The sequence below is a fragment of the Streptomyces sp. NPDC088794 genome, assembly GCF_044750545.1.
Lineage (GTDB): Bacteria > Actinomycetota > Actinomycetes > Streptomycetales > Streptomycetaceae > Streptomyces.
Window position 1 is genome coordinate 595,388 of record NZ_JBIVKB010000005.1, and the last position, 22,082, is coordinate 617,469.

The window sequence follows — 22,082 nt, forward strand, 5'->3', positions numbered from 1 at the left end:
GCACATCACCACCTGAGGGCGCCGTACGGTGGTGACGGCGGACAGATCTTGCGGAGCCGTGGGGAAAGAGGGCCTGGGTCATGGACCGTGGCACCGAGAGGGAAGCACCTCCCAGCCGCGGAGCCGGGGGCGGAGCGGTGGAGGACACCGCGGTCGGCCGTGTGCCGCTGGCCGTGGTCGTGGTCGACCGCGACGGCCTCGTGTCCCACTGGAGCACCGGCGCACGCCGTCTCTTCGGCGTCCCCAAGGAGGACGCGATCGGACACCCGGCGGTCGATCTGCTGCCCGTCTCCGGCGCGCTGCCCGAGGAGCAGGACGTCACGCCGTACGGGACGTACGCCGACTACGACGGACTCGGCCCCGGCCTGGAGTCCTCCCTCGACAGCGGCCTGTCCTACCCGGCCGCGGGCCGTGCCCGGCTCACCGTCCCCGAGCGCGACCGCGTCGATGTCCTGTGGTGGGCCTACCCGTTGGTGGGCCCGGGCAAGGAGCGACTGCTCGTGCTCGGCGCGGACACCGGCGGACTGCGGCCCGACGACCCCGAGCACGACATGGCGTACGAGCGGATCGCGCCCGGCTTCGCCCTGCACACCGACTTTCCGGGTGCCCAGGAACTGGCCGGCCGGCTGCCCGAGATCCTGCCCAGCATGAGCGTCGACGAAAGCGCCCGCATCGTCGCGCAGATCCTCGAACTGGGCTATCCCGTCCTGGAGTTCAGCCAGAACGACCGGGTGCCCGTCACCCCCGACTGGGGTGTGCCCCGGCGCGCGGAGCGCAGGGCCCGGCGGGAACTGGCGGCCCGGGCGGTGGCCGAGGGGCTGCCCACGCCGCAGGAGGCCGCCGACGAGGCCGAGGACCTGGAGTACGCGGCCGTACGCGAACACCTGGAGTTCCTGAACGAGGTCAGCGGCCGCATCGGCACCTCCCTGGACCTGACCCGCACGATCGTCGAGGTCAGCAGAGCCGTCGTGCCGCGCTTCACGGACGTCGCCGGTACCTATCTGCGCGAACAGGTCGTCGCGGGCGAGGGGTTCCCCGACGGCGTGCCCGACACGACCACCATGTGGCACCGGGTCGCCCTGGAACACACCGACGAACCGGGCCGCTGGGACGATGTCGTGCCGGTCGGCGAGGCCATGCCGTTCCCGGCGCACACGCCGTTCTTCCAGTGCATGACCAGCGGCGAGCCCGTCCTGGTGCCCCGGATCAGCGAGGAGATGGGCCACGCCATCGCCTCGCAGTTCGAGAAGCGGGACATCCGGCCGCTGATCACCAACCGCTCGATGCTGGTCGTACCGCTCAAGGCCCGCAACGTGGTCCTCGGGTTCATGATCCTGCTGCGTCACCCGGAGCGGCCCGTCTTCAACGACATGGACCGGGTCACCGGCGCCGAACTGGCCGCCCGCGCGGGCCTCGTGCTCGACAACGCGCGCATGTACACCTACCAGGAGAACGTCGCCGAGACGCTCCAGGACAGCATGCTGCCGGTCATCCCGGCGCGCATGGCGGGCTGCGACATCGCCACCCGCTATCTGCCCGGCACGCTCCTGGGACGCGTCGGCGGCGACTGGTTCGACTCCGTCAAGCTGCCCGGCGCCCGTACCGCCCTGGTGGTCGGTGACGTCATGGGGCACGGCCTCAACTCGGCCGCGATGATGGGCCAGTTGCGGACGGCCGTGGAGACCATGGCCGCCCTGGACCTGCCGCCCGCCCAGCTGCTGCGCAACCTGGACGACCTCGCCCAGCGACTCGGCGACACCTACCTCGCAACCTGTCTGTACGCCGTCTACGACCCGATCGCGAGCGAACTGCACCTCGCCAACGCCGGTCACATCCCGCCCGTCCTGGTCCGTGCTGAGGACGGCCGCAGCGAGCTGCTCGACCTGCCGACCGGAGCGCCGATCGGCGTGGGCGGGGTGCCTTTCGAGGCGGTACGCGTGCACGTGGAGCCCGGCGACCGGCTCGTGATGTGCACCGACGGTCTCGTGGAGGTGCGCGGCGAGGACATCGGCGTGGGTCTCGCGGCGCTCTCCGAGTCCGCCGCCCACCCGGCCGCCTCCATGGACGAGGCCTGCGACACGATCATCCGCGCGCTGAACGTCACGGGCGGCCGCAAGGACGACGTCGCCCTGCTGATGGCCCGCCTCAACGGCGTGGAGCCCGAGGACGTCGCCGAGTGGCGGCTCGCCCTCGACCCGGCCGAGGTCGGCCGCGCCCGAACCGCCGTGCGGGAACAGCTCCATGACTGGGGGCTCGCCAAACTCGCCGACAACGCCGCGCTGATGGTCAGCGAGCTGGTCACCAACGCCGTACGGCACTCCCACGGCCGCCCGGTCGCCCTGCGGCTGGTGCGCGGCGACACCCTGCTGTGCGAGGTCGAGGACGACGACCACGAGCTGCCCAACCTGCTCAGCGCCGGCGGGACCGACGAGTTCGGGCGTGGCCTGCGCGTCGTCAGCACCCTCGCGCGCGAGTGGGGCACGAGCCGGACGCAGCGCGGCAAGACGGTCTGGTTCGAACTGACGCTGCCGCGCCGCTGATCGGCGCCTGGGGCGCGAGAGGCGCACAGGGGGAGTGCGTCCGTCGAATGCGGAGTGAAGGTATGCGCCGCGCGCTTGTAGCCATGACCAGGGCGCGATAGACCGTACTCGCCCGTCACTTGCGGCGGACGGCCTTCACATCCTGGGGAGTTGGGCATGAGTGTGACGAGTCGCTACCGGGAGGCCTGGGAGGGCTTCTGGCGCGAGGCTCCGGAGGAACAGGGGGCGGTGTTCTGGGACGCGGCACCGCCCCTGACCGCCGGACTCCACCTGGCGCTCTTCGAACCGTACGTGACCGATCCGGGCCTGGTCATGGTCGACCTGGGCTGCGGCAACGGCACCCAGACCCGGTTCCTCGCCGACCGTTTCCCGCGCGTCGTCGGCGCCGACCTGTCGGAGGCGGCCGTCGAGCACGCCCGGCGCGCCGACCCCGCGGGACAGGCGACGTACCGCGTGCTCGACGCCATGGAGAAGGACGAGACCGAGACGCTGCACGCCGAACTCGGCGACACCAACGTCTACATGCGCGGTGTCCTCCACCAGGCCGACCCCGAGGACCGCCAGGCTCTGGTGGACGGGATCGCCACGCTGGTCGGCGAGCGAGGCCGGGTCTTCCTCGTCGAACTCTCCGAGCGCGCCAAGCCCGTGCTGCTGGGCCTGGCGCAGAGCCCCGAGGGGCCGCCGCCCAAGCTCGCGCCGATCTTCCGGCACGGCATCGCGCCCGGCGAGGTGTCCGACGAGGCCGTGCCCGCGTATGTGCGCTCGGCCGGCCTCACCATCATCGCGAGCGGCGAACTCCCGCTCACGACCACCGAGTTCACATCCGAGGGCAGGCGGATCGAGCTGCCCTCGAAGTGGCTGGTCGCCGGTCGCGCGGACTGAGCGACGGACTGCGTGAGGGGACAGCTTCCGTGAGGTGAGGGTGGGGCGCGGGGGGAACTCCGGCGTCCGGCGGTTCGTTTGCTACGAACAGGATTCGAAACCTCGGCCAAGGCCGGGTCATCGGGTCCCCAAGGTTCGTACAGCTGTCGAGTTCGCCGCGTCCCCACTCCCCACCTCACGGAGGCCCGAGCCCATGACCCCGAACCACCCCCACCCGTCCCGGCGCGCCCTGCTCGGCGGAGCGGCCCTGGCCACCCTCGCGGTGGCGGCCGGCACCGGCACGGCCACCGCCGGCACCAGAGCGACCTGGCCGACGGAGTTCCCCCTCCCCGACGGTTGGCTCCCCGAGGGCATCGCCATCGGCCGCAAGCCCTACGCGTACATGGGCTCGCGTGCCAACGGCGCGATCTACCGCACCGACCTGCGCACCGGCGAGGGCCGGGTCCTGTACGCGGGCGCCACCGGCCAGGTCGCCGTCGGCCTGAAGCTCGACCAGGACGGACTGCTGTACGTCGCCGGCAACACCGGAGTCGCCCGCGTCCACGACTCCCGCACCGGTGAGATCGTCGCCACGCACCAACTCAGCGAAGCCACCGGCCACTTCATCAACGACGTCACCCTGCTCGGCGACCGCGCCTGGTTCACCGACTCGCGCGCCGCCGCCCTCTACGGCGTACCGCGCGGCTGCGACGGCAGCGTCCGCACACTCCCGCTCACCGGCGACTGGGTGCAGACCCCCGACGTGAACAACGCGAACGGCATCGTCGGCGCCCCCGACGGCCGCTCTCTGATCGTCGTCAGCAGCACACCCGGCAAGCTCTACAACGTCAGCGTCAGGACCGGGTACGCCACCGAGATAGCCCTGGTCGGCGCCGACTCGGTCGCGGCCGGCGACGGCCTCTGGCGCATCGGCCGGACGTTGTACGTCGTCCAGAACCGCCTCAACCTGATCAGCGTGTTCGACCTCGACGCCAAGGCCACGACGGCCACGCTGCGCCGCACGATCACCGACCCCCGCTTCGACGTGCCCACCACCGCCGCGCAGTTCGGCGACCGGCTGTACCTCGTCAACGCCCGCTTCACCAGCCCGCAGACGCCGGAGACGACGTTCACCGCGGTCGCGGTGTCGATCTGAGGCGAGCGACCTTGTGACGAGGTGAGTCCGCCCTTCGGGACGGTGCCGCCGAAGGGCGGACTCGCTTTGGCGGTGGGCCAGTTGAGACCGGACCGGTCAACTGGCGGTGCGTCCGCGGCGGTACGCCGCCCAGCCCGTGCCCAGCAGGGCCGCGGCGAGTGCGGCGGCGGTGAGCGCGCCGACGCCGGTGGCGGCGAGGCTCCCGCCGGAGGTGGTCGCGCCGGTGGTCCCGGAGACGGAGGTACCGCCCGTGGTGGTGCCGGCGCCGCCGGTGTCACCCGGGTCCCCCGTGCCGCCGTCCGTCCCGCCGTCGCCCCCGTCGTCCGGCTCGGTCACCGTGAGGGTGACCGGCGTCGCGCGCGTGGTGCCGACGGCGTTGGTGAACTCGGCGCGGTAGCGGTGACCGTCCTGCTCGGCCCGTGCGGTGAAGGTGTACGACGTCTGTGTCGCGCCCTCGACCGCGGTCCAGGTCCGGCCCTCGTCGCCGCTGACCTGCCAGCGCACGGTCGGCTCCGGGGTGCCCTCGGCGGTGGCGACGAAGGTGACCTCGTCGCCCGCCTCGGCGGACCGGTCGGCGGGGGCGCGCAGCACCTTCGGCGACATCCGCCGGTCCAGGCGCAGCACCTTGCTCTCTGCCTGGTCGGTGACGTAGACGGTGCCTCCACCTGGGGTGACGGCGACGCCCGCGTAGGCATCGGCACGGCTGCCCGGCAGCGCGACCGGCTCGATCGTCCGCTCGAACTTCGCGGTGTCGTAGACCTCCAGAGAGCCCACGTTGTCCGCGCCGTCGTCGGCGTTGCCGAAGTCCTCGCGGAGGACGAACGCCCGCTCGGTCGCCCGGTCGAAGGCCAGCGCGGTGGGCCGGTCCCGACCCTCCAACGTGGCCAGGAGTTCGGCGTTCTTGTCGAAGACGAGCGCCGAAGTCCCGCTGCCCACCCAGACGTTGCCGGTGGCCGGGTCGGCTTCGAGGAACGTGACGTAGGTGTCCGGGAGTTGGGCCGTGGCGGTCACCGTGAAGGAGCCGGTGTCCACGCGGCGCAGCCGGCCGCCCGAGGCCCCCGCGGACCAGGCGGCGGCGTGCGCGGAGTCCACGCCGAGGGCGGAGCCGCCGTCGAGGGTGACCGTGCGCCGGACGGTGCCCGTGGCGGTCTCGACCTCGGACAGGGTCGGGCCCTGGGCCACCAGCACGGTCGCGGCCTCCGTGCCGGGACCGGCGCCGGTGACCGTGGCGCCGGCGAGCCAGACGCCCCGCGCGGCCGTGTCGCCGTCCTTGGCGGTGCCGATGCCGCGCAGCGGGTAGTGGAAGACCACGCCGTCACCGGTCAGCGGGGCGATGACCAGCGGGACGACGCGGGCGGCGAGCGCGCCGGTGGAGCCGGGCGCCTGCGCGATGTGCGAGAGCACCTTGCCGTCGGTCGCGTCGAGGGCGTACAGGCCCCGTTCGTTGACGTCGGCCGTGTCGGGGATGTCGGCCGAACCGACGTACAGCTTCCCGGAGTCGGGATGCAGGAGCAGGTCCTGCGGCCGGCCCGCGGTGGTGAACTCGGCCGTTTTCGCGTAGCTGACGCTGCCCGCCGGTACGTCGACGCCGTCGCCTCCGTCGTCCGGGGTCTGGCCGGCGAAGACGACCGGGATACGGACGTCCTGGGAGCGGTCGCCGGTGGCGCGGTGGTCGACGCGGGTGACGACCGAGCAGGCGACCTGGGCGCAGTCGACGTTGGAGTCCTTGGCCTTGACGGCTAGTTGTACGTCGAAGGTGCCGCCGGGGCCGTAGGCGAGGGCGAGTTCGCCCTCGTTGGGGTCACCGTCGGGGACGATCCACTTCGAGGCGCCGGCGCCCCCGCCGGTGTCGGCGCCGCCGACGCACGGGCCCGGGACGCGGTCGTCGCCGTTGTCCTTGCACAGGGCGACGTAGATGCCCTTGGTCTCGTCGTAGCCCGCGCCGGTGACCTGGACGGTCTCGCCCTCGGGGGCCAGGTTCGCCGTGGCGGAGACGGTGAGTTCCTGGCCGGCGCGGCCGGTCGCGGTCCTCGGGGTGTCGGCGGCCCGGGCGGCCGACCCGGTCGCGATCGAGGCGGTCACGAGCGCGGCGGCGCCGAGGAGCGCCGCCGGGCCTCTGTGAGGGACGCGCGTCACTGGAAGGTGATTGGGACGTGGACGTCGTACTCGCGGTCCTCGCTGTCGAAGTGGTCGGCGCGGGTGACCACGGCGCAGGTGACGTCCTCGCCGCAGACGCTGCCGTCCTCCAGGGTCGCCTTCACGAAGATCGAGACGCTGAAGGTGCCGCCGGTGCCGAACTTGGAGCTGTTGGCGAAGAGGCCACCGAAGGTGTTGTTGACCCAGTGCGAGGCGCCGGTGGTGCCGGACTCGTCCTGGCCGCCGAGACAGGGGGTGGGCTTGTTCGCGCCCTGCGCCCCGTCGACCACGCAGAGGCTGACGTACACGCCCTGGCCCGTGTTGTAGCCGGAGCCGGACACGGTGATCGTCTGGCCGGTCGCCGTGGCCGTCGCGGGGGCGGTGAGCGACAGGTTGTACGTCGTGCCCGCGTCGATGACCGTGCGGGTCGAGGTGGCGGCGGAGGCGGAGCCGGCCAGGTTCAGGGTCAGCGCGGCGGAGGCGGCGACGGCGAGGGTCGCGCGGACGGCGGTGCGTGCGGAGGGAACGGCTCTCATACGAGGAGCACACCTTTCTCGGCGGTGTTTCGCAGCGGCGCGTGGCGATGTGAAATTAGGCAAGGCTTACCTAAGTGCAAGCTCCCGGGCTTTGTCAACGCACAGCAAAAAAGGTCAAGTTCACGCCATGGGGGAGGAGTTGGGTGCTGGGGTGGCCGGTTCAGAGCTGCGGGCGACGGCCTACTGACCCCGTCCTGCCTTCTTGGTCTTGCCCGGGCGCCGCGCCGGGAGGGCCGTGAACGCCTCGTCCAGCAGTCGCACCAGGTCGAGCTCGCCGTCGGAGGCGAGCCAGTGGTCGAGGGTGACGTTCAGGCAGTCCAGGGCGGCGGCCGCGCGCACCGACTGGGCGAGCGTGGGCCGTTCGGCGCCGGCCCGCTCGGCCAGGGCCGCCTCAAGGGCGGGGCGCCAGGTGTACTGCTTCTCCAGGTTCCGGGCGCGCAGGGCCGGCGTCTCCCGGACCAGCCGGGTCGTCGCCAGCGAGCCCGCCGGGTCCTGCCGGTAGCGGACGAGCACGGTGTCCAGGGCCCGGCGCAGCGCCGTCCAGTCGTCCTCGTCGGCCGGGCGGGCGCGCAGGGCGTCGGCGAGCCGCAGGTCGGATCCGTCGAAGGCGGCGAGGACCGCGTCCTCCTTGGTCCCGAAGTAGCGCAGGAAGGTGCTGCGGGAGACCCCGGCGGCGCGCGCGAGGTCGTCCAGCGTGACCTGGGCGAACCCGTCCCGGCGGAACAACTCCAGTGCCACCCGGGTGAGTTCGGCGCGCACGGCCGCCCTGGCGATCTCCCTCGTACTGCCACGCGCCGCTTCGCTCACCTGGCGATCCTAACGTCCGTGGTCCTTGCTTGCGGGTCCGGCACCTGGTGGCTAGCGTGACACTCAGTTTCACATATGACATGGAGGCGCACCATCATGAGCGACATCGCCGTACAGGGCTCGTACGTCGACATCCCCACCCGGGACGGCACCGCCGACGCCTACCTGGCCGCCCCCGGCGACGGTGCCCCGCACCCCGCCGTCCTCTTCTATATGGACGGCTTCGGGCTGCGCCCGCACCTGAAGTCGATGGCCGACCGGCTCGCCGCGGCCGGCTACACGGTCCTGGTGCCGAACGTCTTCTACCGCGCGGGCCGGGCACCCCTGGTCGAACTGCCCGCGTTCATCAACCCTGTTGAGCGCCCGGAGCTGCTCGCGGCCCTGCGCCCGGCCGCGCTGTCGCTGACCCCCGAGGGAGCCATGCGCGACGCCGACACCTACCTCGACTGGCTGGCCGACTCCCCGCTCACCACCGCGGGGCCGGCAGGCGTCACCGGCTACTGCATGGGCGCCGGACTCGCCCTGCGCACCGCGGGCACCCATCCCGACCGCGTCGCCGCGATGGCCGGCTTCCACGGCGCGTATCTCGCCACCGACGCTCCCGACAGCCCCCATCTGCTCGCCGACCAGATCACCGCCGAGCTGTACTTCGGTCACGCCGACCAGGACGCCACCAACCCGGCCGAACAGATCGACCGCCTCGACAAGGCCCTCACCGCGGCCGGCGTCCGCCATCGCGGCGAGGTCTACACCGGCGCCCACCACGGGTTCACGCAGGCCGACACGGCGATGTACAGCGCCGAGGCGACCGAGCGGCACTGGGCGGCGCTGCTCGACCTCTTCGGCCGCACGCTCTGAACCTTGAAGTTTCAAACGAACTCGGTCAGACTCTCGTTTGAGACTTCAATCGTTCCGTTGGGGGTCTCTGCCCGATCTCTGTCCGCAGCCGCCCTCCCTGGAGTGGTCATGTCCGTTGCCTCTGATGCCGTCACCGTCCGCCGTGGTCCGCTCGTGGTGGCGGGAGGTGTGCTGGCCGCGATCGTGGTGGCCTCCGTGGTGGACACGGTGATCGCGCTGCTCGCCCTGGCCGCGGGGGCGCCCGATGACTTCGAGCCGCTGAAGGCGTCCTCGTACATCTTCCTGACGGCGGTCGGGGTGGTGGCGGGTGCCGTCGGCTGGGCCGTCGTGCGCAGGGTCTCGAAGGACCCGGAGGCGCTGGTGCGGTGGCTGGTGCCGACCCTCGTCGTCGTGTCCTTCGTGCCCGACTTCCTGCTCTTCGGTGACGGCGGGATGAGGGGCGTCGGGGCGCTGCTCCTGATGCACGTGGCGGTCGCGGCGACCGCGGTGTTCGCGTACCGCAGGGTCATGCCGTTGTCGTAGCCGGCGGTCATCTCGATGGCGGGTTCTCGCCTTCACACACCGGCTGACTAGGGTGTGCGCATGTCCACGACCCCACGCTGGCTCGATGCCGAGGAGCGGCGGGCCTGGCTCGCCTACGTCGAGTTCTCGACGCTGCTCAACGACTACCTGAACCGGCAGCTGCGGCAGGAGGCGGGGGTGCCGCACACCGACTACATCCTGCTCGCCCACCTCTCCGAACTCCCGGACCGTTCCCTGACGATGTCCGAGCTGGCCGAGCGGCTGAGGATCACCCGGAGTCGGCTCACCCATGCAGTGAACCGCCTTCAGGAGGCCGGCTATGTGGAGCGCCGTGACGACCCCGCGAACCGGCGCAACCAACTCGCCGTGCTCACGGAGGACGGGCGCCGGCTGCTGGAGCGGGCGGCGCCCGGCCATGTCGAGGCGGTCCGCCGCGCGGTCTTCGACGTGCTGACCCGCGACCAGGTCCGCCAGTTCGCGGAGGTCGGCGAGGCGATCAACTCGGCGCTCCAGCGCATGGACGCGGCCGAGGACGACCCGGAGGTCCTGCCCTGGCGGCGACGGTAGGACGGGAAAGTGGTTGAACCTCCGCACCACTTCGTGGCAGGTTCCCTCGTCGGCGCGTAACGTGACGCACCATGAAGATCCTGATCAGCGCCGACATGGAGGGTGCCACGGGCGTCACCTGGCCGGCCGACGTGCTGCCGGGGACACCGCAGTGGGAGCGCTGCCGCTCGATGTTCACCTCCGACGTCGACGCGGCCGTGCGGGGCTTCTACGACGGAGGCGCGGACGAGGTCCTGGTCAACGAGGCCCACTGGTCCATGCGCAACCTGCTCCTCGAACGCCTCGACGAGCGCACCCAGATGCTCACCGGCCGGCACAAGTCCCTGTCCATGGTGGAGGGCGTGCAGCACGGAGACGTCGACGGCATCGCCTTCGTCGGCTACCACGCGGGCGCCGGCATGGAGGGCGTCCTCGCCCACACCTACCTCGCCAACTCCATCACCGGCGTCTGGCTGAACGACGTACGCGCCAGCGAAGGTCTCCTGAACGCGCATGTCGTCGCCGAGTACGGGGTCCCCGTCGTCCTGGTCACCGGCGACGACGTGGCCTGCGAGGACGCCCTCGGCTACGCGCCCGAGGCGCTGAAGGTCGCCGTCAAGGACCACGTCTCGCGCTACGCCGCCGTGTGCCGTACGCCGGCCCGTACCGCCGCCGACATCCGGGCCGCCGCCAAAGAGGCCGCACAGCTGGCGGTCCGTCAGGAACCGGTCCAGGCAGGGCCGTTCACCGTCGCGCTCGAGTTCGACGCCGAGCACCTCGCCATGGCCGCCACCGTCGTGCCGGGTGTGGAGCGGATCGGCGAGCGGAAGGTGGCGTACACCAACGAGACCATGTACGAGGGCATTCGTACCTTCAAGGCGGTCACCACGATCGTCTCGGCCGCCGTGGAGGAGCAGTATGGCTGACCAGCAGGCGTTGGACGAGGTCGTCCGGTTCACCTCCGACCTCATCCGCATCGACACCACCAACCGCGGGGGCGGGGACTGCCGGGAGCGGCCCGCCGCCGAGTACGCGGCCGAGCAACTCGCCGGTGCGGGCCTGGAACCCGTGCTGCTGGAACGCACCGAGGGGCGGACGAACGTCGTCGCCCGGATCGAGGGGACCGAGCCCGGCGCCGACGCGCTGCTCGTCCACGGTCATCTGGACGTCGTGCCCGCGCAGGCCGACGACTGGACCGTGCACCCCTTCTCCGGGGAGGTCCGCGACGGCGTCGTCTGGGGGCGCGGCGCGGTCGACATGAAGAACATGGACGCCATGATCCTGGCCGTCGTACGGGACTGGGCACGCAACGGCGTCCGGCCCCGGCGGGACGTCGTGATCGCGTTCACCGCCGACGAGGAGGCCAGCGCCGCCGACGGGTCGGGGTTCCTCGCGAATCAGCACGCGGAACTCTTCGAGGGCTGCACCGAGGGCGTAAGCGAGTCGGGGGCGTTCACCTTCCACGACGGCACCGGGCGGCAGATCTACCCCATCGCGGCCGGTGAGCGGGGCACGGGCTGGCTGAGGCTGACCGCGCGCGGGCGGGCCGGGCACGGCTCCAAGGTGAACAAGGAGAACGCGGTCACCCGCCTCTCCGCCGCGATCACCCGGATCGGCGAGCACGAGTGGCCGACACGGCTCACCCCGACCGTACGGGCGGCCCTGAGCGACCTCGCCGCGCTCTACGGCTTCGAGCCCGACTTCGACGACGTCGACGGGCTGCTGGAGAAGCTGGGCCCGGCGGCCAAGCTGGTCGAGGCCACCGTGCGCAACAGCGCCAACCCGACCATGCTGGAAGCCGGTTACAAGGTCAACGTGATCCCGGGGGAGGCCGTGGCATACGTCGACGGACGCTACCTCCCGGGCGGCGAGGACGAGTTCCGCGCCACCCTCGACCAACTCACCGGGCCTTATGTGGACTGGGAGTTCGCCCACCACGAGCGGGCCCTCCAGGCGCCGCTCGACTCGCCGACGTACGCCACCATGCGGGCCGCCATCCGGGAGTTCGCGCCCGAGGGGCACCCGGTGGCGTACTGCATGTCCGGCGGCACCGACGCCAAGCAGTTCTCACGCCTCGGCATCACCGGGTACGGATTCACCCCGCTGAAGATGCCCGAGGGCTACGACTATCAGGCCATGTTCCACGGGGTCGACGAGCGGGTCCCGGTCGAGGCGCTGCACTTCGGCGTCCGGGTCCTCGACCGTTTCCTGCGGACGGCCTAGCAAGGTGGGGGAGAACGTGCAGTCCCTGGCGTACGGTTCGTGGCCCTCGCCCATCGACGCGGCGCTCGCCGCCGCGCACGACGGGCAGCCGGAGTTCGTGGGATTCGTCGGCGACGAGGCCTGGTGGACCGAGCCGAGACCCACCGAGGGCGGCCGGCGCACCCTGGTGCGGCGGCGCGTCGGCGGACGCGAGGAGTCGGTGCTCCCGGCCCCGTGGAACGTGCGCAGCCGGGTCATCGAGTACGGCGGCCGGCCCTGGGCCGGGACCGCGGTGGACGGCGAACCGCTCGTGGTGTTCGTGAACTTCGCCGACCAGCGGCTCTACCGCTACGAGCCCGACCGGGACCCCCGGCCGCTCACCCCCGTGTCCTCCGTGGGCGGCGGACTGCGCTGGGCGGAGCCGCAGTTGAGGCTCGACCGCGGTGAAGTGTGGTGCGTGCTGGAGGAGTTCACCGGCGAGGGACCCAGTGATCTGCGCCGGGTCCTGGTCGCGGTGCCGTTGGACGGCTCGGCGGCCGAGGACCGGGACACGGTACGCGAACTCACCGACGAGCGGCACCGGTTCGTCACCGGCCCCCGGATCTCGCCCGACGGACAGCGCGCCGCCTGGCTCGCCTGGGACCACCCGCGCATGCCGTGGGACGGCACCGAACTGATCGTCGCCGACGTCACCGAGGACGGCACCCTGCGGCAGCCGCGCACCGTCGCCGGCGGTCCGGAGGAGTCGATCGCCCAGGCCGACTGGGCGCCCGACTGCTCCCTGCTGTACGCGAGCGACCGCGACGGCTGGTGGAACCTCTACCGCGACGGCACCCCCGTGTGCCCGCGCGAGGAGGAGTTCGGCGGGCCGCTGTGGAAGCTCGGACAGCGCTGGTTCGCACCGCTGGACAGCGGACTGATCGCCGTCGTGCACGGCCGCGGCGCCTCCGCGCTCGGCGTCCTCGACCCCGAGACCGGCGAGGTCGTCGACGCGGCCGGACCCTGGACCGAGTTCGCCGCCACCCTCGCGGTGCACGGTGAGCGGGTCGTCGCCGTCGGCGCCAGCCCGCGCAGCGCCCAGGAAGTGGTGGAGCTGGACACCCGCACCGGCCGGGCCCGGGTGATCGGCGCCGAGCACGACGACGCGGTCGACCCGGCGTACTACCCCGAACCCCAGATCCGCACCTTCACCGGACCCGCCGGACGCGACATCCACGCGCACATCTACCCGCCCCACAACCCGGGTTGCGTGTCCCTCGGCGACGAACTGCCGCCCTACGTGGTCTGGGCGCACGGCGGTCCCACCAGCCGGGTGCCGCTCGTCCTCGACCTGGAGATCGCCTACTTCACCTCCCGGGGCATCGGCGTCGCCGAGGTCAACTACGGCGGCTCGACCGGATACGGCCGGGAGTACCGCAACCGGCTGCGCGAGCAGTGGGGGGTCGTCGACGTCGAGGACTGCGCGGCCGTCGCCCAGGCCCTCGCCTACGAGGGCACGGCCGACCCCGCCCGGCTCGCGATCCGCGGCGGCAGCGCGGGCGGCTGGACCTCGGCCGCCTCGCTCGCCTCGACCGACGTCTACGCCTGCGGCACGATCATCTACCCCATCCTCGACCTGACCGGCTGGGGCACCGGGGAGACCCACGACTTCGAGTCGCAGTACCTGGAATCCCTCGTCGGACCCCTCGCCGAGGTGCCCGGACGGTACGCGGAGCGCTCGCCCGCCGAACACGCCGACCGGGTCACCGTGCCCTTCCTGCTGCTCCAGGGCCTGGACGACGTGATCTGCCCGCCGGCCCAGTGCGAACGGTTCCTGGAGCGGATGGCGGGCCGCGGGGTGCCGCACGCGTACCTCACCTTCGAGGGCGAGGGTCATGGATTCCGGCGTGCGGAGACCATGATCCGGGTGCTGGAGTCCGAACTCTCCCTGTACGCGCAGGTCTTCGGGCTGCACCCCCAAGGCATTCCGACACAGGAGCTGTCCACGTGAGGGAACTGGTACGGCCGCACCGACTCGCCCCCGGCGCCCGCGTGGCCGTCGTCGCGCCCAGTGGCCCCATCCCGGAGGAGCGGCTCCAGGCCGGGCTCGACGTGCTGCGCGGCTGGGACCTGGACCCGGTGGTGGCACCCCATGTGCTGGGTCGGCACCCGGAGTTGGGCTACCTGTCCGGCACGGACGCGGACCGGGTCGCCGACCTCCAAGGCGCGTGGTGCGACCCGTCCGTGGACGCGGTGCTGTGTGCGCGGGGTGGCTTCGGGGCGCAGCGGATGGCGGACCTGCTCGACTGGGAGGCGATGCGGGCGGCCGGGCCGAAGGTGTTCGTCGGGTTCAGCGACATCACCACACTGCACGAGGCGTTCGCCACCCGCCTGGGCCTGGTCACCCTGCACGGTCCGATGGCGGCGGGCGCCGACTTCATCAAGAGCGCGCGGGCGCAGGACCACCTGAAGGCCACGCTCTTCGCGCCGGAGACGGTCCGCACGATCGCCTCGGGCGGCACCGCCCTCGTCCCGGGCCGGGCGCGGGGCGTCACGCTCGGCGGCTGTCTCGCCCTGCTCGCCGGGGAGTTGGGCACCCCGCACGCCCGCCCGGGTGCGCGCGGCGGGCTGCTGTGCCTGGAGGACGTGGCCGAGGAGCCGTACCGCCTCGATCGCTGTCTCACCCACCTCCTGCGCGCGGACTGGCTCGACGGAGTGCGGGGCGTGCTGCTCGGGTCCTGGGAGAAGTGCGGGCCGTACGAGAAGGTGCGCACCCTGCTCGCCGACCGGCTCGGCGGGCTCGGTGTCCCGGTCGTGGAGGAGTTCGGATTCGGGCACTGCGAGGGGGCGTTGACGATCCCGTTCGGGGTCGCGGCCGAACTCGACGCGGACACGGGCACGTTGACGCTCGACGAACCCGCCCTTCGCTGAACCACGGTCACCTGTTGTGGCGCGCGGTCGCGGTGAGTGACGGAATGTGCGGCGACTGTGATCGGCGGACCGGTCACCCGGCGGGCGGCCTCACCGTGCGTGACGGGCGCTTCGGGCGCACCCTGGTGCCATGAGCACGAAGACTTCCGAGCACGGTGCCAAGAGCGGGGGCCGGGTCAGACAGGTGATGACGCCCGCCCGGGTCGTCGTCGTCCTGCTCGCCGTCCTCGCCCTGATCTTCATCTTCGAGAACACCCGGGACACCAAGATCCGCCTGCTGATCCCCGAGGTCACGCTGCCGCTGTGGATGGCGCTGCTGGCCACAGGGCTCATCGGCGCTCTGTGCGGGGCGTATTTCATGAGGCGCAGGGACTGACCCGTCGTAGGGTGTCGGGATGCCGCACACCGCGTCCCGCTACCTCGCCGAAGGCCCCCGCGTGGGCATACGTCACTTCGCCTACGACGACGGTGCCGAGTTCACCGCCCGGGCCCGGGAGAGCAAGGACCTGCACCAGCCGTGGCTGTTCCCGCCGGACAGCTCCGACGGATACCTCGCCTACGCGAACCGGCTGATCAAGGACCCGACCAAGGCCGGGTTCCTGGTCTGCGAGAAGAGCGACGCGGCGGCCGACGGCGGGGAGACGGGGCGCGCCGACGGAGCCATCGCAGGGTTCATCAACATCAACAACATCGTCGAGGGCGGCTTCCAGTGCGGCGCGCTCGGCTACGGCGCCTTCGCGCACGCCGCCGGGCGCGGACTGATGCGCGCGGGCCTCGAACTCGTCGTGACGTACGCCTTCGGGCCGATGCGGCTGCACCGACTGGAGATCAACGCGCAGCCCGGCAACGCCGCCTCGATCGCCCTGGCGCGCTCCTGCGGATTCCGCCTGGAGGGCTTCTCGCCGAACATGATCTACATCGACGGCGCCTGGCGGGACCACGAGCGCTGGGCGCTCACCGCCGAGATGCGGACTTCCGGTTGATCTTCATGGTGTCGAGGTCGGTGACGGTCGACTTCAGCTCCCCGAAGCCGTAGCCGAGCCCGCGCAGCAGGGTCTCCGCCCGGTCCTCGGCGATCGCGCCCGCCATCTCCTCGCCGTCCGCCGCGTCCGAGACCACCACGAACCGCATCGAGAAGTGCTTGAGCGGCGCCGGCTCGTAGGACAGCGAGCCCTCCTCGGTGAACCGCATGCTCGTCATGCCGTGGTCGCCGGCCTCGGCGAGCAGCCGCTCCCGGGCCTGCTCGGTCAGCCCGTCCCACGTGCCCCGCACGATCACCCGGTACGTGTGCCGCTCGCCCATGCTCTTCCGCTCCCGCTTCGCCGTACGTCGAAAACCCGACCCTATGCCGACGGTGATCCCCTGCCCACGGAATTTCCGCGCGCCCGGTCCCGCAGTCCCCGCAGGTCGGCGCCTTTGCGCAATCCTGACCGGCAGGGACCCTGGCCAGCTCACCGGCCAGCGGCTTCCATGGTGATCGTGACGACGATCCGACGTGAGGTAATCACCCTGCCCGCAGTGGACCTCGGTCCGGACAACCCTTTGCCCCCGCTCCGGCCGCTCGACGAAGTGCACCGCGTCGAGGAACGGGACCGGGACGACCTGCCGCGCGACATGGCGCGGCAGGTCGGACTCGCGCCCCTGCGCAGCCTGTTGCCCGCGCGCGTGCGGGACGGGTACGGCAGAGAGCGCGCGCCCCGGGAGATCAACGCCCTCGTGATCGAGAACGACCGACTGCGCGCCACCGTGCTCCCCGGCCTCGGTGGCCGGGTCGCCTCCCTGTTCCACAAGCCCACGGGGCGTGAACTCCTCTACCGCAACCCGGTGTTCCAGCCCGCCAACTTCGCTCTCAACGGTGCCTGGTACTCCGGCGGCATCGAATGGAACATCGGCGCCACCGGCCACACCACCCTCGCCGTCTCCCCGCTGCACGCAGCCCGCGTCCCCGCCCCCGACGGCGGCGAGATGCTCCGCCTGTGGGAGTGGGAACGCCTGCGCGACCTCCCCTTCCAGGTCGACCTCTGGCTGCCGGAGGACTCCGACTTCCTCTACGTCGGTGTCCGCGTCCGCAATCCGCACGAGAAGCCCGTGCCCACCTACTGGTGGTCCAACATCGCCGTGCCCGAGGAGCGCAGGGTGCTGGTGCCGGCCCAGGAGGCATGGCGGTTCGGGTACGAGCGGCGGCTCCGGAAGGTGCCCGCGCCCGCGCACCCGGAGATCCAGCAACTCCCGTGCGCCGCCGACTACTTCTACGACCTGCCCGACGAGCGGCGGCGCTGGATCGCCGCCCTCGACGAGGACGGGTACGGGCTGGTGCAGACCTCCACCGACGTGCTGCGGGGACGCAAGCTCTTCGTCTGGGGAAAGGGCACGGGCGGCCGGCGCTGGCAGGAGTGGCTGACCGAGCCGGGCACCGGCGGCTACTGCGAGATCCAGGCCGGGCTCGCGCGCACGCAGTTGGAGCATGTGCGACTTGACGCGGAGAGCGAGGTGTCGTGGCTGGAGGCGTACGGTCCGCTGAACTCGCCGGGCACCGCCGATGAGGTGAGTTCCCAGGCCGCCGCCGACGAGGTGGAGGAGCGCCTCGAAGCCGTCCTGCCGCGCGCCGACGTCGACGCCGCGTACGAGGCGTGGAAGCCGCACGCCGACGCCGAACCCGGTGAGATCCTCGCCGTCGGCTCCGGCTGGGGCGCGCTGGAAGTCCTGCGCACCGACTGGAAGTTGCCCGGCACGCCCTTCGACGAGAGCACGCTGGGCGAGGACCAGGAGCCCTGGCGACAGCTGCTCCGCGCCGGGTCCCTGCCCGACCCGCGCCGGGTGCGGCCGCCCGGTGAGACGCTCGTCGCCCGGCACTGGCGGGACATGCTGGAGACCGCGCCCGCCACCCCGCTCACCGAGTACCACCTCGGCGTCGCCCAGTGGCACGACGGCGATTTCGCGCAGGCGGTGCGCAGTTGGGAGCGGGCCCTCGAACTCGCCCCGTCCCTCTGGCCGTTGCTGCGCTGCCTCGCCGTCGCCGACCAGCAGGCCGGCAACCACGAGCGGGCCGCCGACCGGTACACCGAGGCCTTCGACGACCTGTGCCACGAGCGGCGCGACACCGGCGCGTCCTGGACGGCGGCCACGGCCGCGCTGGGCCGCGAGGCGATCGAGGCACTGCTCGCCGTACGCCGTACCGAGCAGGCGCGCGCCGTCTGGGAACGGCTGCACCCGGCGACCCGTGAGCGTGGCCGGTTCCGGCTGATCGAGGCCGGGCTGCTCCTGGCGGAGGACCGGCGCGAGGAGGCGCGGGCCGTCTTCGACACCGGTTTCGAGGTCGCCGACCTGCGGGAGGGCGCGGAGGCCATCGGGCGACTGTGGGCCCGGGTCGCAGAGGAGCCCCTGCCGGAGCGCTACGACTTCCGGATGCGGCCCCGGGAGGGGTGAGGGGTGGGGTGGTCGCTACGAGGTGTCGCTACACGTTGCGGTCCACGTACTCGTACACCACACCGTCCGGATGCATCGCGATCAGGTTGCGGCCCGCCGGGGTGGCCACCGGGCCCGCGACGACCCGGGCGCCCAGTTCGGTGAGTACGCGGTTGGCCTCGTCGACGTCCTTCACGGCGATCGTCGCGGAGACCTTGCGCAGCACTTCCAGCTCGGCCTCCGGGCCGCTCATCAGCAGGAAGCAGCCGACGGCGGCGACCTGGACGCCGGCGCGTTCGAAGCGCAGGGCGGTGCCGCCCGCGAGCCGTTCGTAGAACGGGACCGCCGCCTCCAGGTCGTCGACGCAGATCCGCAGCGTGGCTCCCAGAATGTCCATGCGGACGAGCCTAGTTCGCACCGGACGGGAGAGGAGATCGTTTCCCGCGATCGATCCGGCCGTGGTGCGCCCGGCGCGGGACCGGAGCCCCGCGCACGTTTGGCTGCCCGCACCTGGGGGACGCGGAGAAGTCCGGACCGAGGTGCACGCCCGTTACGGAGGCGAACCACGAGGCGACTCCGCGTCGTGGCCTTCGGCGCCTTCGGCGTCGGCCGCGCCGGGTACCGGACGGGCCGAGCACCGGACGACCGCACGGATGGAGAGTCATGAACACCGCCGAACTCGCCGAACTCGCCCAGCAGTTGCGCGTGGACAGCGTGCGGGCAGCCGCGGCCGCGAACTCCGGACACCCGACGTCCTCGATGTCCGCCGCCGATCTGATGGCCGTACTGGTCGCCCATCACTTCCGCTACGACTTCGATCGCCCCGCCCACCCCGGCAACGACCGCTTCGTGCTGTCCAAGGGACATGCCTCGCCGCTTCTCTACGCCGTCTACAAGGCGGCCGGCGCCATCGACGACGCCGAGCTGCTGACCTTCCGGACCCGGGGCAGCCGGCTGGAAGGGCATCCGACGCCGCGCAGGCTGCCGTGGGTCGAGACGGCCACCGGTTCGCTCGGGCAGGGGCTGCCCGTCGGTGTCGGCATCGCGCTGGCCGGCAAGAAGCTGGACCGCGTCGGATACCGCGTGTGGGTGCTGTGCGGGGACAGCGAGCTGGCCGAGGGCTCGGTGTGGGAGGCCGCCGAGCACGCGGCGTACGAGCATCTCGACAACCTCACCGCGATCGTCGACGTCAACCGGCTCGGGCAGCGCGGACCGACCCGGCACGGGCACGACCTGCACGCCTACGCCCGCCGCTTCGAGGCGTTCGGCTGGCACACCGTCGAGGTGGACGGGCACGACGTCGACGCGATCGAACGCGCCTACGGCGAGGCCGAGTCGACGATCGGCCGGCCGACCGTGATCCTCGCGCGCACCCTCAAGGGCAAGGGCGTCGCCTCCGTCCAGGACCGCGAGGGCCTGCACGGCAAGCCGCTGCCGGATCCCGAGGAGGCGATCGCCGAACTCGGCGGTCCCCGTTCGCTCCGGGTCCATGTGCAACAGCCGCCCACCGCACGGATGTTGCACGCCGTCAACGGTGGCGGGGTCCTCGAACTGCCCCGCTGGGACAAGGGAGATGAGGGCAAGAGCGGCAAGGGCGTGGCCACCCGCGACGCGTTCGGGCAGGCGCTCGTCGCCCTCGGCACCGCACGCGGCGACGTCGTCGCCCTCGACGGCGAGGTCGGCGACTCCACCAAGGCCGAGCTCTTCGCCAAGGAGCACCCCGAGCGGTATTTCGAGTGCTACATCGCCGAGCAGCAGATGGTCGCGACGGCGGTGGGACTCGCCGCACGCGGCTGGGTGCCGTACGCCACCACGTTCGCGGCGTTCCTCACGCGCGCGTACGACTTCGTGCGGATGGCGTCGATCAGCGGGGCCGGCATCAACCTCGTCGGCTCGCACGCGGGCGTCTCGATCGGCCAGGACGGGCCCTCCCAGATGGGTCTCGAAGACCTCGCGATGATGCGCGCGGTGCACGGCTCGACGGTGCTGTACCCGTGCGACGCCAACCAGACCGCCCGGCTCGTCACGCAGATGGCTGGTCTGGACGGCGTCCGCTATCTGCGCACCTCGCGCGGCGAGAGCCCGGTGATCTACGGCGCCGACGAGGAGTTCCCGATCGGCGGCAGCAAGGTGCTGCGCTCCTCCGACCGGGACCGGCTGACGATCGTCGCCGCGGGCGTCACCGTCCACGAGGCGCTGGCCGCCGCCGACGCGCTGGCGGAGCACGACATCGCGGTCCGGGTCGTGGACCTGTACTCGGTCAAGCCCGTCGACCGGGTCACCCTGCGCCGGGCCGCCGAGGACACCGGGTGCCTGCTGACCGTGGAGGACCACCACGAGGAGGGCGGCCTCGGGGACGCCGTCCTGGACGCGTTCCTCGACGGGCGGCCGGTGCCGCGGCTGGTGCGGCTGGCCGTGCGGACGATGCCGGGCTCGGCGTCCCCGGCCGAGCAGCTGCACGCGGCGGGCATCGACGCCGAGTCGATCGCGGCGGCCGGCCGGCTGCTGGTCGAGGAGGCGGTCGTGCGGTGAGCGACGACGAGATACGCAGGGTCCGGGCCGGACACCGCACGGTCGACGTGCACCGGCCCGGCAAGGTGCTCTTCCCCGGCGACGGGAAGGCGAAGGACGACGGGAACCCGAAGGACCACGGGAAGACGCCGGAGTACACCAAGGGCGACCTCGTCGACTACTACCGCGCGGCAGCCCCGCTCATGGTGCCGCACCTGCGCGGCCGCCCGCTGATGCTGGAACGGCATCCGGACGGCGTCGACGGGCCCCGTTTCATGCAGAAGAACACCCCGGAGAGCTACCCGGACTGGATCACCCGCGTCGAGGTGCCCAAGGAGGGCGGGACCGTCCTGCACACGGTGTGCGACGACTCCGCCACCCTCGTGTACCTCGCCGACCAGGCCTGTCTCACCGTGCACCGGTGGTTGTCCCGGGTCGGGCGGATCGAGTTGCCCGACCGGCTGGTCTTCGACCTCGACCCGGCCGACGACGACTTCGCCGCCGTGCGCGAGGCGGCCTGGCTCCTCGGGGACCTCCTCGACCGGCTCCGGCTGCCGTCCGCCCTGATGACCACCGGCTCACGGGGGCTGCACGTGATCGTGCCGCTCGACGGCCGGAGCGACTTCGACGAGGTCCGCGCCTTCGCCCGTGACGTCGCCGACCATCTCGCGGACGCCCACCCGGACCGGCTCACCACCGCCGCGCGCAAGAAGGACCGCGGGCACCGGCTCTACCTTGATGTGGGCCGCAACGCCTACGCGCAGACCGCGGTCGCCCCGCTCTCCGTCCGCGCCCGGCCCGGTGCCCCCGTGGCCACGCCCATCGCGTGGACGCAGCTCGACGATCCGGGCCTCGGCCCCCGCCGCTGGACCGTCGCCGACGCCCTGGAACAGGCCCGCACCGACCCCTGGGACGGGATCATGCGCAGGCGCCGCGCCCTGGGACCGGCGCGGCGCAGGCTGGACGCGGTACGGGGGCGGGGGGGGGGGGGGGGGCCCCCCCCCCCCCCCCCCCGGGGGCCCCCCCCCCCCCCCGGGGGGGGGGGGGGGGGGACCACCCCGGACAACCCCAACCCCCCCCCCCCCGCCAGGA

General features: G+C 72.3%; 19 protein-coding genes and 1 pseudogene. 15 read left to right on the plus strand and 5 right to left on the minus strand.

The features are described 5' to 3' along the window. Positions 1-80: 80 nt before the first annotated feature. From ACIP6U_RS18300 to ACIP6U_RS18310, 3 genes are all read left to right on the plus strand, one after another. Positions 81-2,540 carry a SpoIIE family protein phosphatase gene (locus ACIP6U_RS18300; protein WP_401718454.1) on the plus strand — a complete coding sequence of 820 codons (2,460 nt, stop codon included), beginning with the start codon at positions 81-83 and terminating at the stop codon, positions 2,538-2,540. A gap of 156 nt (positions 2,541-2,696) precedes the next feature. Next, the gene (locus ACIP6U_RS18305; protein WP_401718457.1) at positions 2,697-3,422 is read left to right on the plus strand and encodes a class I SAM-dependent methyltransferase; all 726 of its coding nucleotides are present in this window, start codon (positions 2,697-2,699) and stop codon (positions 3,420-3,422) included. A 193-nt stretch (positions 3,423-3,615) separates the two neighbouring features. Further along, on the plus strand, positions 3,616-4,557 hold the full coding sequence (locus ACIP6U_RS18310) for an SMP-30/gluconolactonase/LRE family protein (RefSeq protein WP_401718460.1): 942 nt from the start codon (positions 3,616-3,618) through the stop codon (positions 4,555-4,557). 96 nt (positions 4,558-4,653) lie between these two features. On the opposite strand, the gene ACIP6U_RS18315 is transcribed toward ACIP6U_RS18310, so the two are convergent. The 3 genes from ACIP6U_RS18315 to ACIP6U_RS18325 all read right to left on the minus strand — a co-directional run bounded on the left by ACIP6U_RS18315 (position 4,654) and on the right by ACIP6U_RS18325 (position 8,036). Beyond that, positions 4,654-6,693, minus strand: coding sequence for a hypothetical protein (locus ACIP6U_RS18315; RefSeq protein ID WP_401718463.1), 2,040 nt, complete (start codon positions 6,691-6,693; stop codon positions 4,654-4,656). Further along, entirely contained in the window at positions 6,690-7,229 is a 540-nt protein-coding gene (locus tag ACIP6U_RS18320; protein ID WP_401718466.1) for a hypothetical protein, read from the minus strand. The genes ACIP6U_RS18315 and ACIP6U_RS18320 overlap by 4 nt, the downstream gene beginning before the upstream one ends. Positions 7,230-7,409: 180 nt before the next feature. Beyond that, the gene (locus ACIP6U_RS18325; RefSeq protein ID WP_401718469.1) at positions 7,410-8,036 is read right to left on the minus strand and encodes a TetR/AcrR family transcriptional regulator; all 627 of its coding nucleotides are present in this window, start codon (positions 8,034-8,036) and stop codon (positions 7,410-7,412) included. Between the two features lie 96 nt (positions 8,037-8,132). On the opposite strand from ACIP6U_RS18325, the gene ACIP6U_RS18330 reads away from it, so the two are divergent. From ACIP6U_RS18330 to ACIP6U_RS18370, 9 genes are all read left to right on the plus strand, one after another. Beyond that, positions 8,133-8,894: a dienelactone hydrolase family protein gene (locus ACIP6U_RS18330; RefSeq protein ID WP_401718471.1), complete on the plus strand. Its 762-nt coding sequence runs from the start codon at positions 8,133-8,135 to the stop codon at positions 8,892-8,894. 108 nt (positions 8,895-9,002) lie between these two features. Further along, positions 9,003-9,416: a DUF6069 family protein gene (locus ACIP6U_RS18335; protein ID WP_401718474.1), complete on the plus strand. Its 414-nt coding sequence runs from the start codon at positions 9,003-9,005 to the stop codon at positions 9,414-9,416. Between the two features lie 60 nt (positions 9,417-9,476). Then, positions 9,477-9,983 carry a MarR family winged helix-turn-helix transcriptional regulator gene (locus ACIP6U_RS18340; RefSeq protein ID WP_401718477.1) on the plus strand — a complete coding sequence of 169 codons (507 nt, stop codon included), beginning with the start codon at positions 9,477-9,479 and terminating at the stop codon, positions 9,981-9,983. Positions 9,984-10,054: 71 nt separating this feature from the next. After that, entirely contained in the window at positions 10,055-10,888 is an 834-nt protein-coding gene (locus ACIP6U_RS18345; protein ID WP_280874316.1) for a M55 family metallopeptidase, read from the plus strand. After that, the gene (locus ACIP6U_RS18350) at positions 10,881-12,185 is read left to right on the plus strand and encodes a M20/M25/M40 family metallo-hydrolase (protein WP_401718481.1); all 1,305 of its coding nucleotides are present in this window, start codon (positions 10,881-10,883) and stop codon (positions 12,183-12,185) included. Before ACIP6U_RS18345 ends, ACIP6U_RS18350 begins: the two co-directional genes overlap by 8 nt. A 16-nt stretch (positions 12,186-12,201) precedes the next feature. Then, positions 12,202-14,154, plus strand: a complete 1,953-nt coding sequence (locus ACIP6U_RS18355) for a prolyl oligopeptidase family serine peptidase (protein ID WP_401718484.1) — start codon at positions 12,202-12,204, stop codon at positions 14,152-14,154. After that, positions 14,151-15,074: an LD-carboxypeptidase gene (locus tag ACIP6U_RS18360; RefSeq protein WP_401718487.1), complete on the plus strand. Its 924-nt coding sequence runs from the start codon at positions 14,151-14,153 to the stop codon at positions 15,072-15,074. Before ACIP6U_RS18355 ends, ACIP6U_RS18360 begins: the two co-directional genes overlap by 4 nt. 130 nt (positions 15,075-15,204) lie before the next feature. Beyond that, on the plus strand, positions 15,205-15,450 hold the full coding sequence (locus ACIP6U_RS18365; protein ID WP_401718490.1) for a DUF1049 domain-containing protein: 246 nt from the start codon (positions 15,205-15,207) through the stop codon (positions 15,448-15,450). A gap of 19 nt (positions 15,451-15,469) precedes the next feature. Continuing rightward, positions 15,470-16,057: a GNAT family N-acetyltransferase gene (locus tag ACIP6U_RS18370; RefSeq protein WP_401718493.1), complete on the plus strand. Its 588-nt coding sequence runs from the start codon at positions 15,470-15,472 to the stop codon at positions 16,055-16,057. On the opposite strand, the gene ACIP6U_RS18375 is transcribed toward ACIP6U_RS18370, so the two are convergent. Continuing rightward, positions 16,029-16,376: a DUF6204 family protein gene (locus ACIP6U_RS18375; protein WP_401718496.1), complete on the minus strand. Its 348-nt coding sequence runs from the start codon at positions 16,374-16,376 to the stop codon at positions 16,029-16,031. The genes ACIP6U_RS18370 and ACIP6U_RS18375 overlap by 29 nt on opposite strands. Positions 16,377-16,544: 168 nt before the next feature. On the opposite strand from ACIP6U_RS18375, the gene ACIP6U_RS18380 reads away from it, so the two are divergent. Beyond that, complete coding sequence (locus ACIP6U_RS18380) at positions 16,545-18,500, plus strand: DUF5107 domain-containing protein (protein WP_401718499.1); 1,956 nt, start codon at positions 16,545-16,547, stop codon at positions 18,498-18,500. 28 nt (positions 18,501-18,528) lie between these two features. On the opposite strand, the gene ACIP6U_RS18385 is transcribed toward ACIP6U_RS18380, so the two are convergent. After that, positions 18,529-18,876: a VOC family protein gene (locus ACIP6U_RS18385; RefSeq protein WP_124001755.1), complete on the minus strand. Its 348-nt coding sequence runs from the start codon at positions 18,874-18,876 to the stop codon at positions 18,529-18,531. A gap of 266 nt (positions 18,877-19,142) precedes the next feature. Here ACIP6U_RS18385 and ACIP6U_RS18390 point away from each other — a divergent pair, with 266 nt between their 5' ends. Both ACIP6U_RS18390 and ligD read left to right on the plus strand, forming a co-directional pair. Continuing rightward, complete coding sequence (locus tag ACIP6U_RS18390; protein ID WP_401718502.1) at positions 19,143-21,011, plus strand: transketolase; 1,869 nt, start codon at positions 19,143-19,145, stop codon at positions 21,009-21,011. Then, positions 21,008-21,967 (plus strand): annotated as a pseudogene (gene ligD, locus ACIP6U_RS18395) (non-homologous end-joining DNA ligase); the annotation flags it as partial. The gene ACIP6U_RS18390 and the pseudogene ligD, both read left to right, overlap by 4 nt. Positions 21,968-22,082 lie beyond the last annotated feature (115 nt).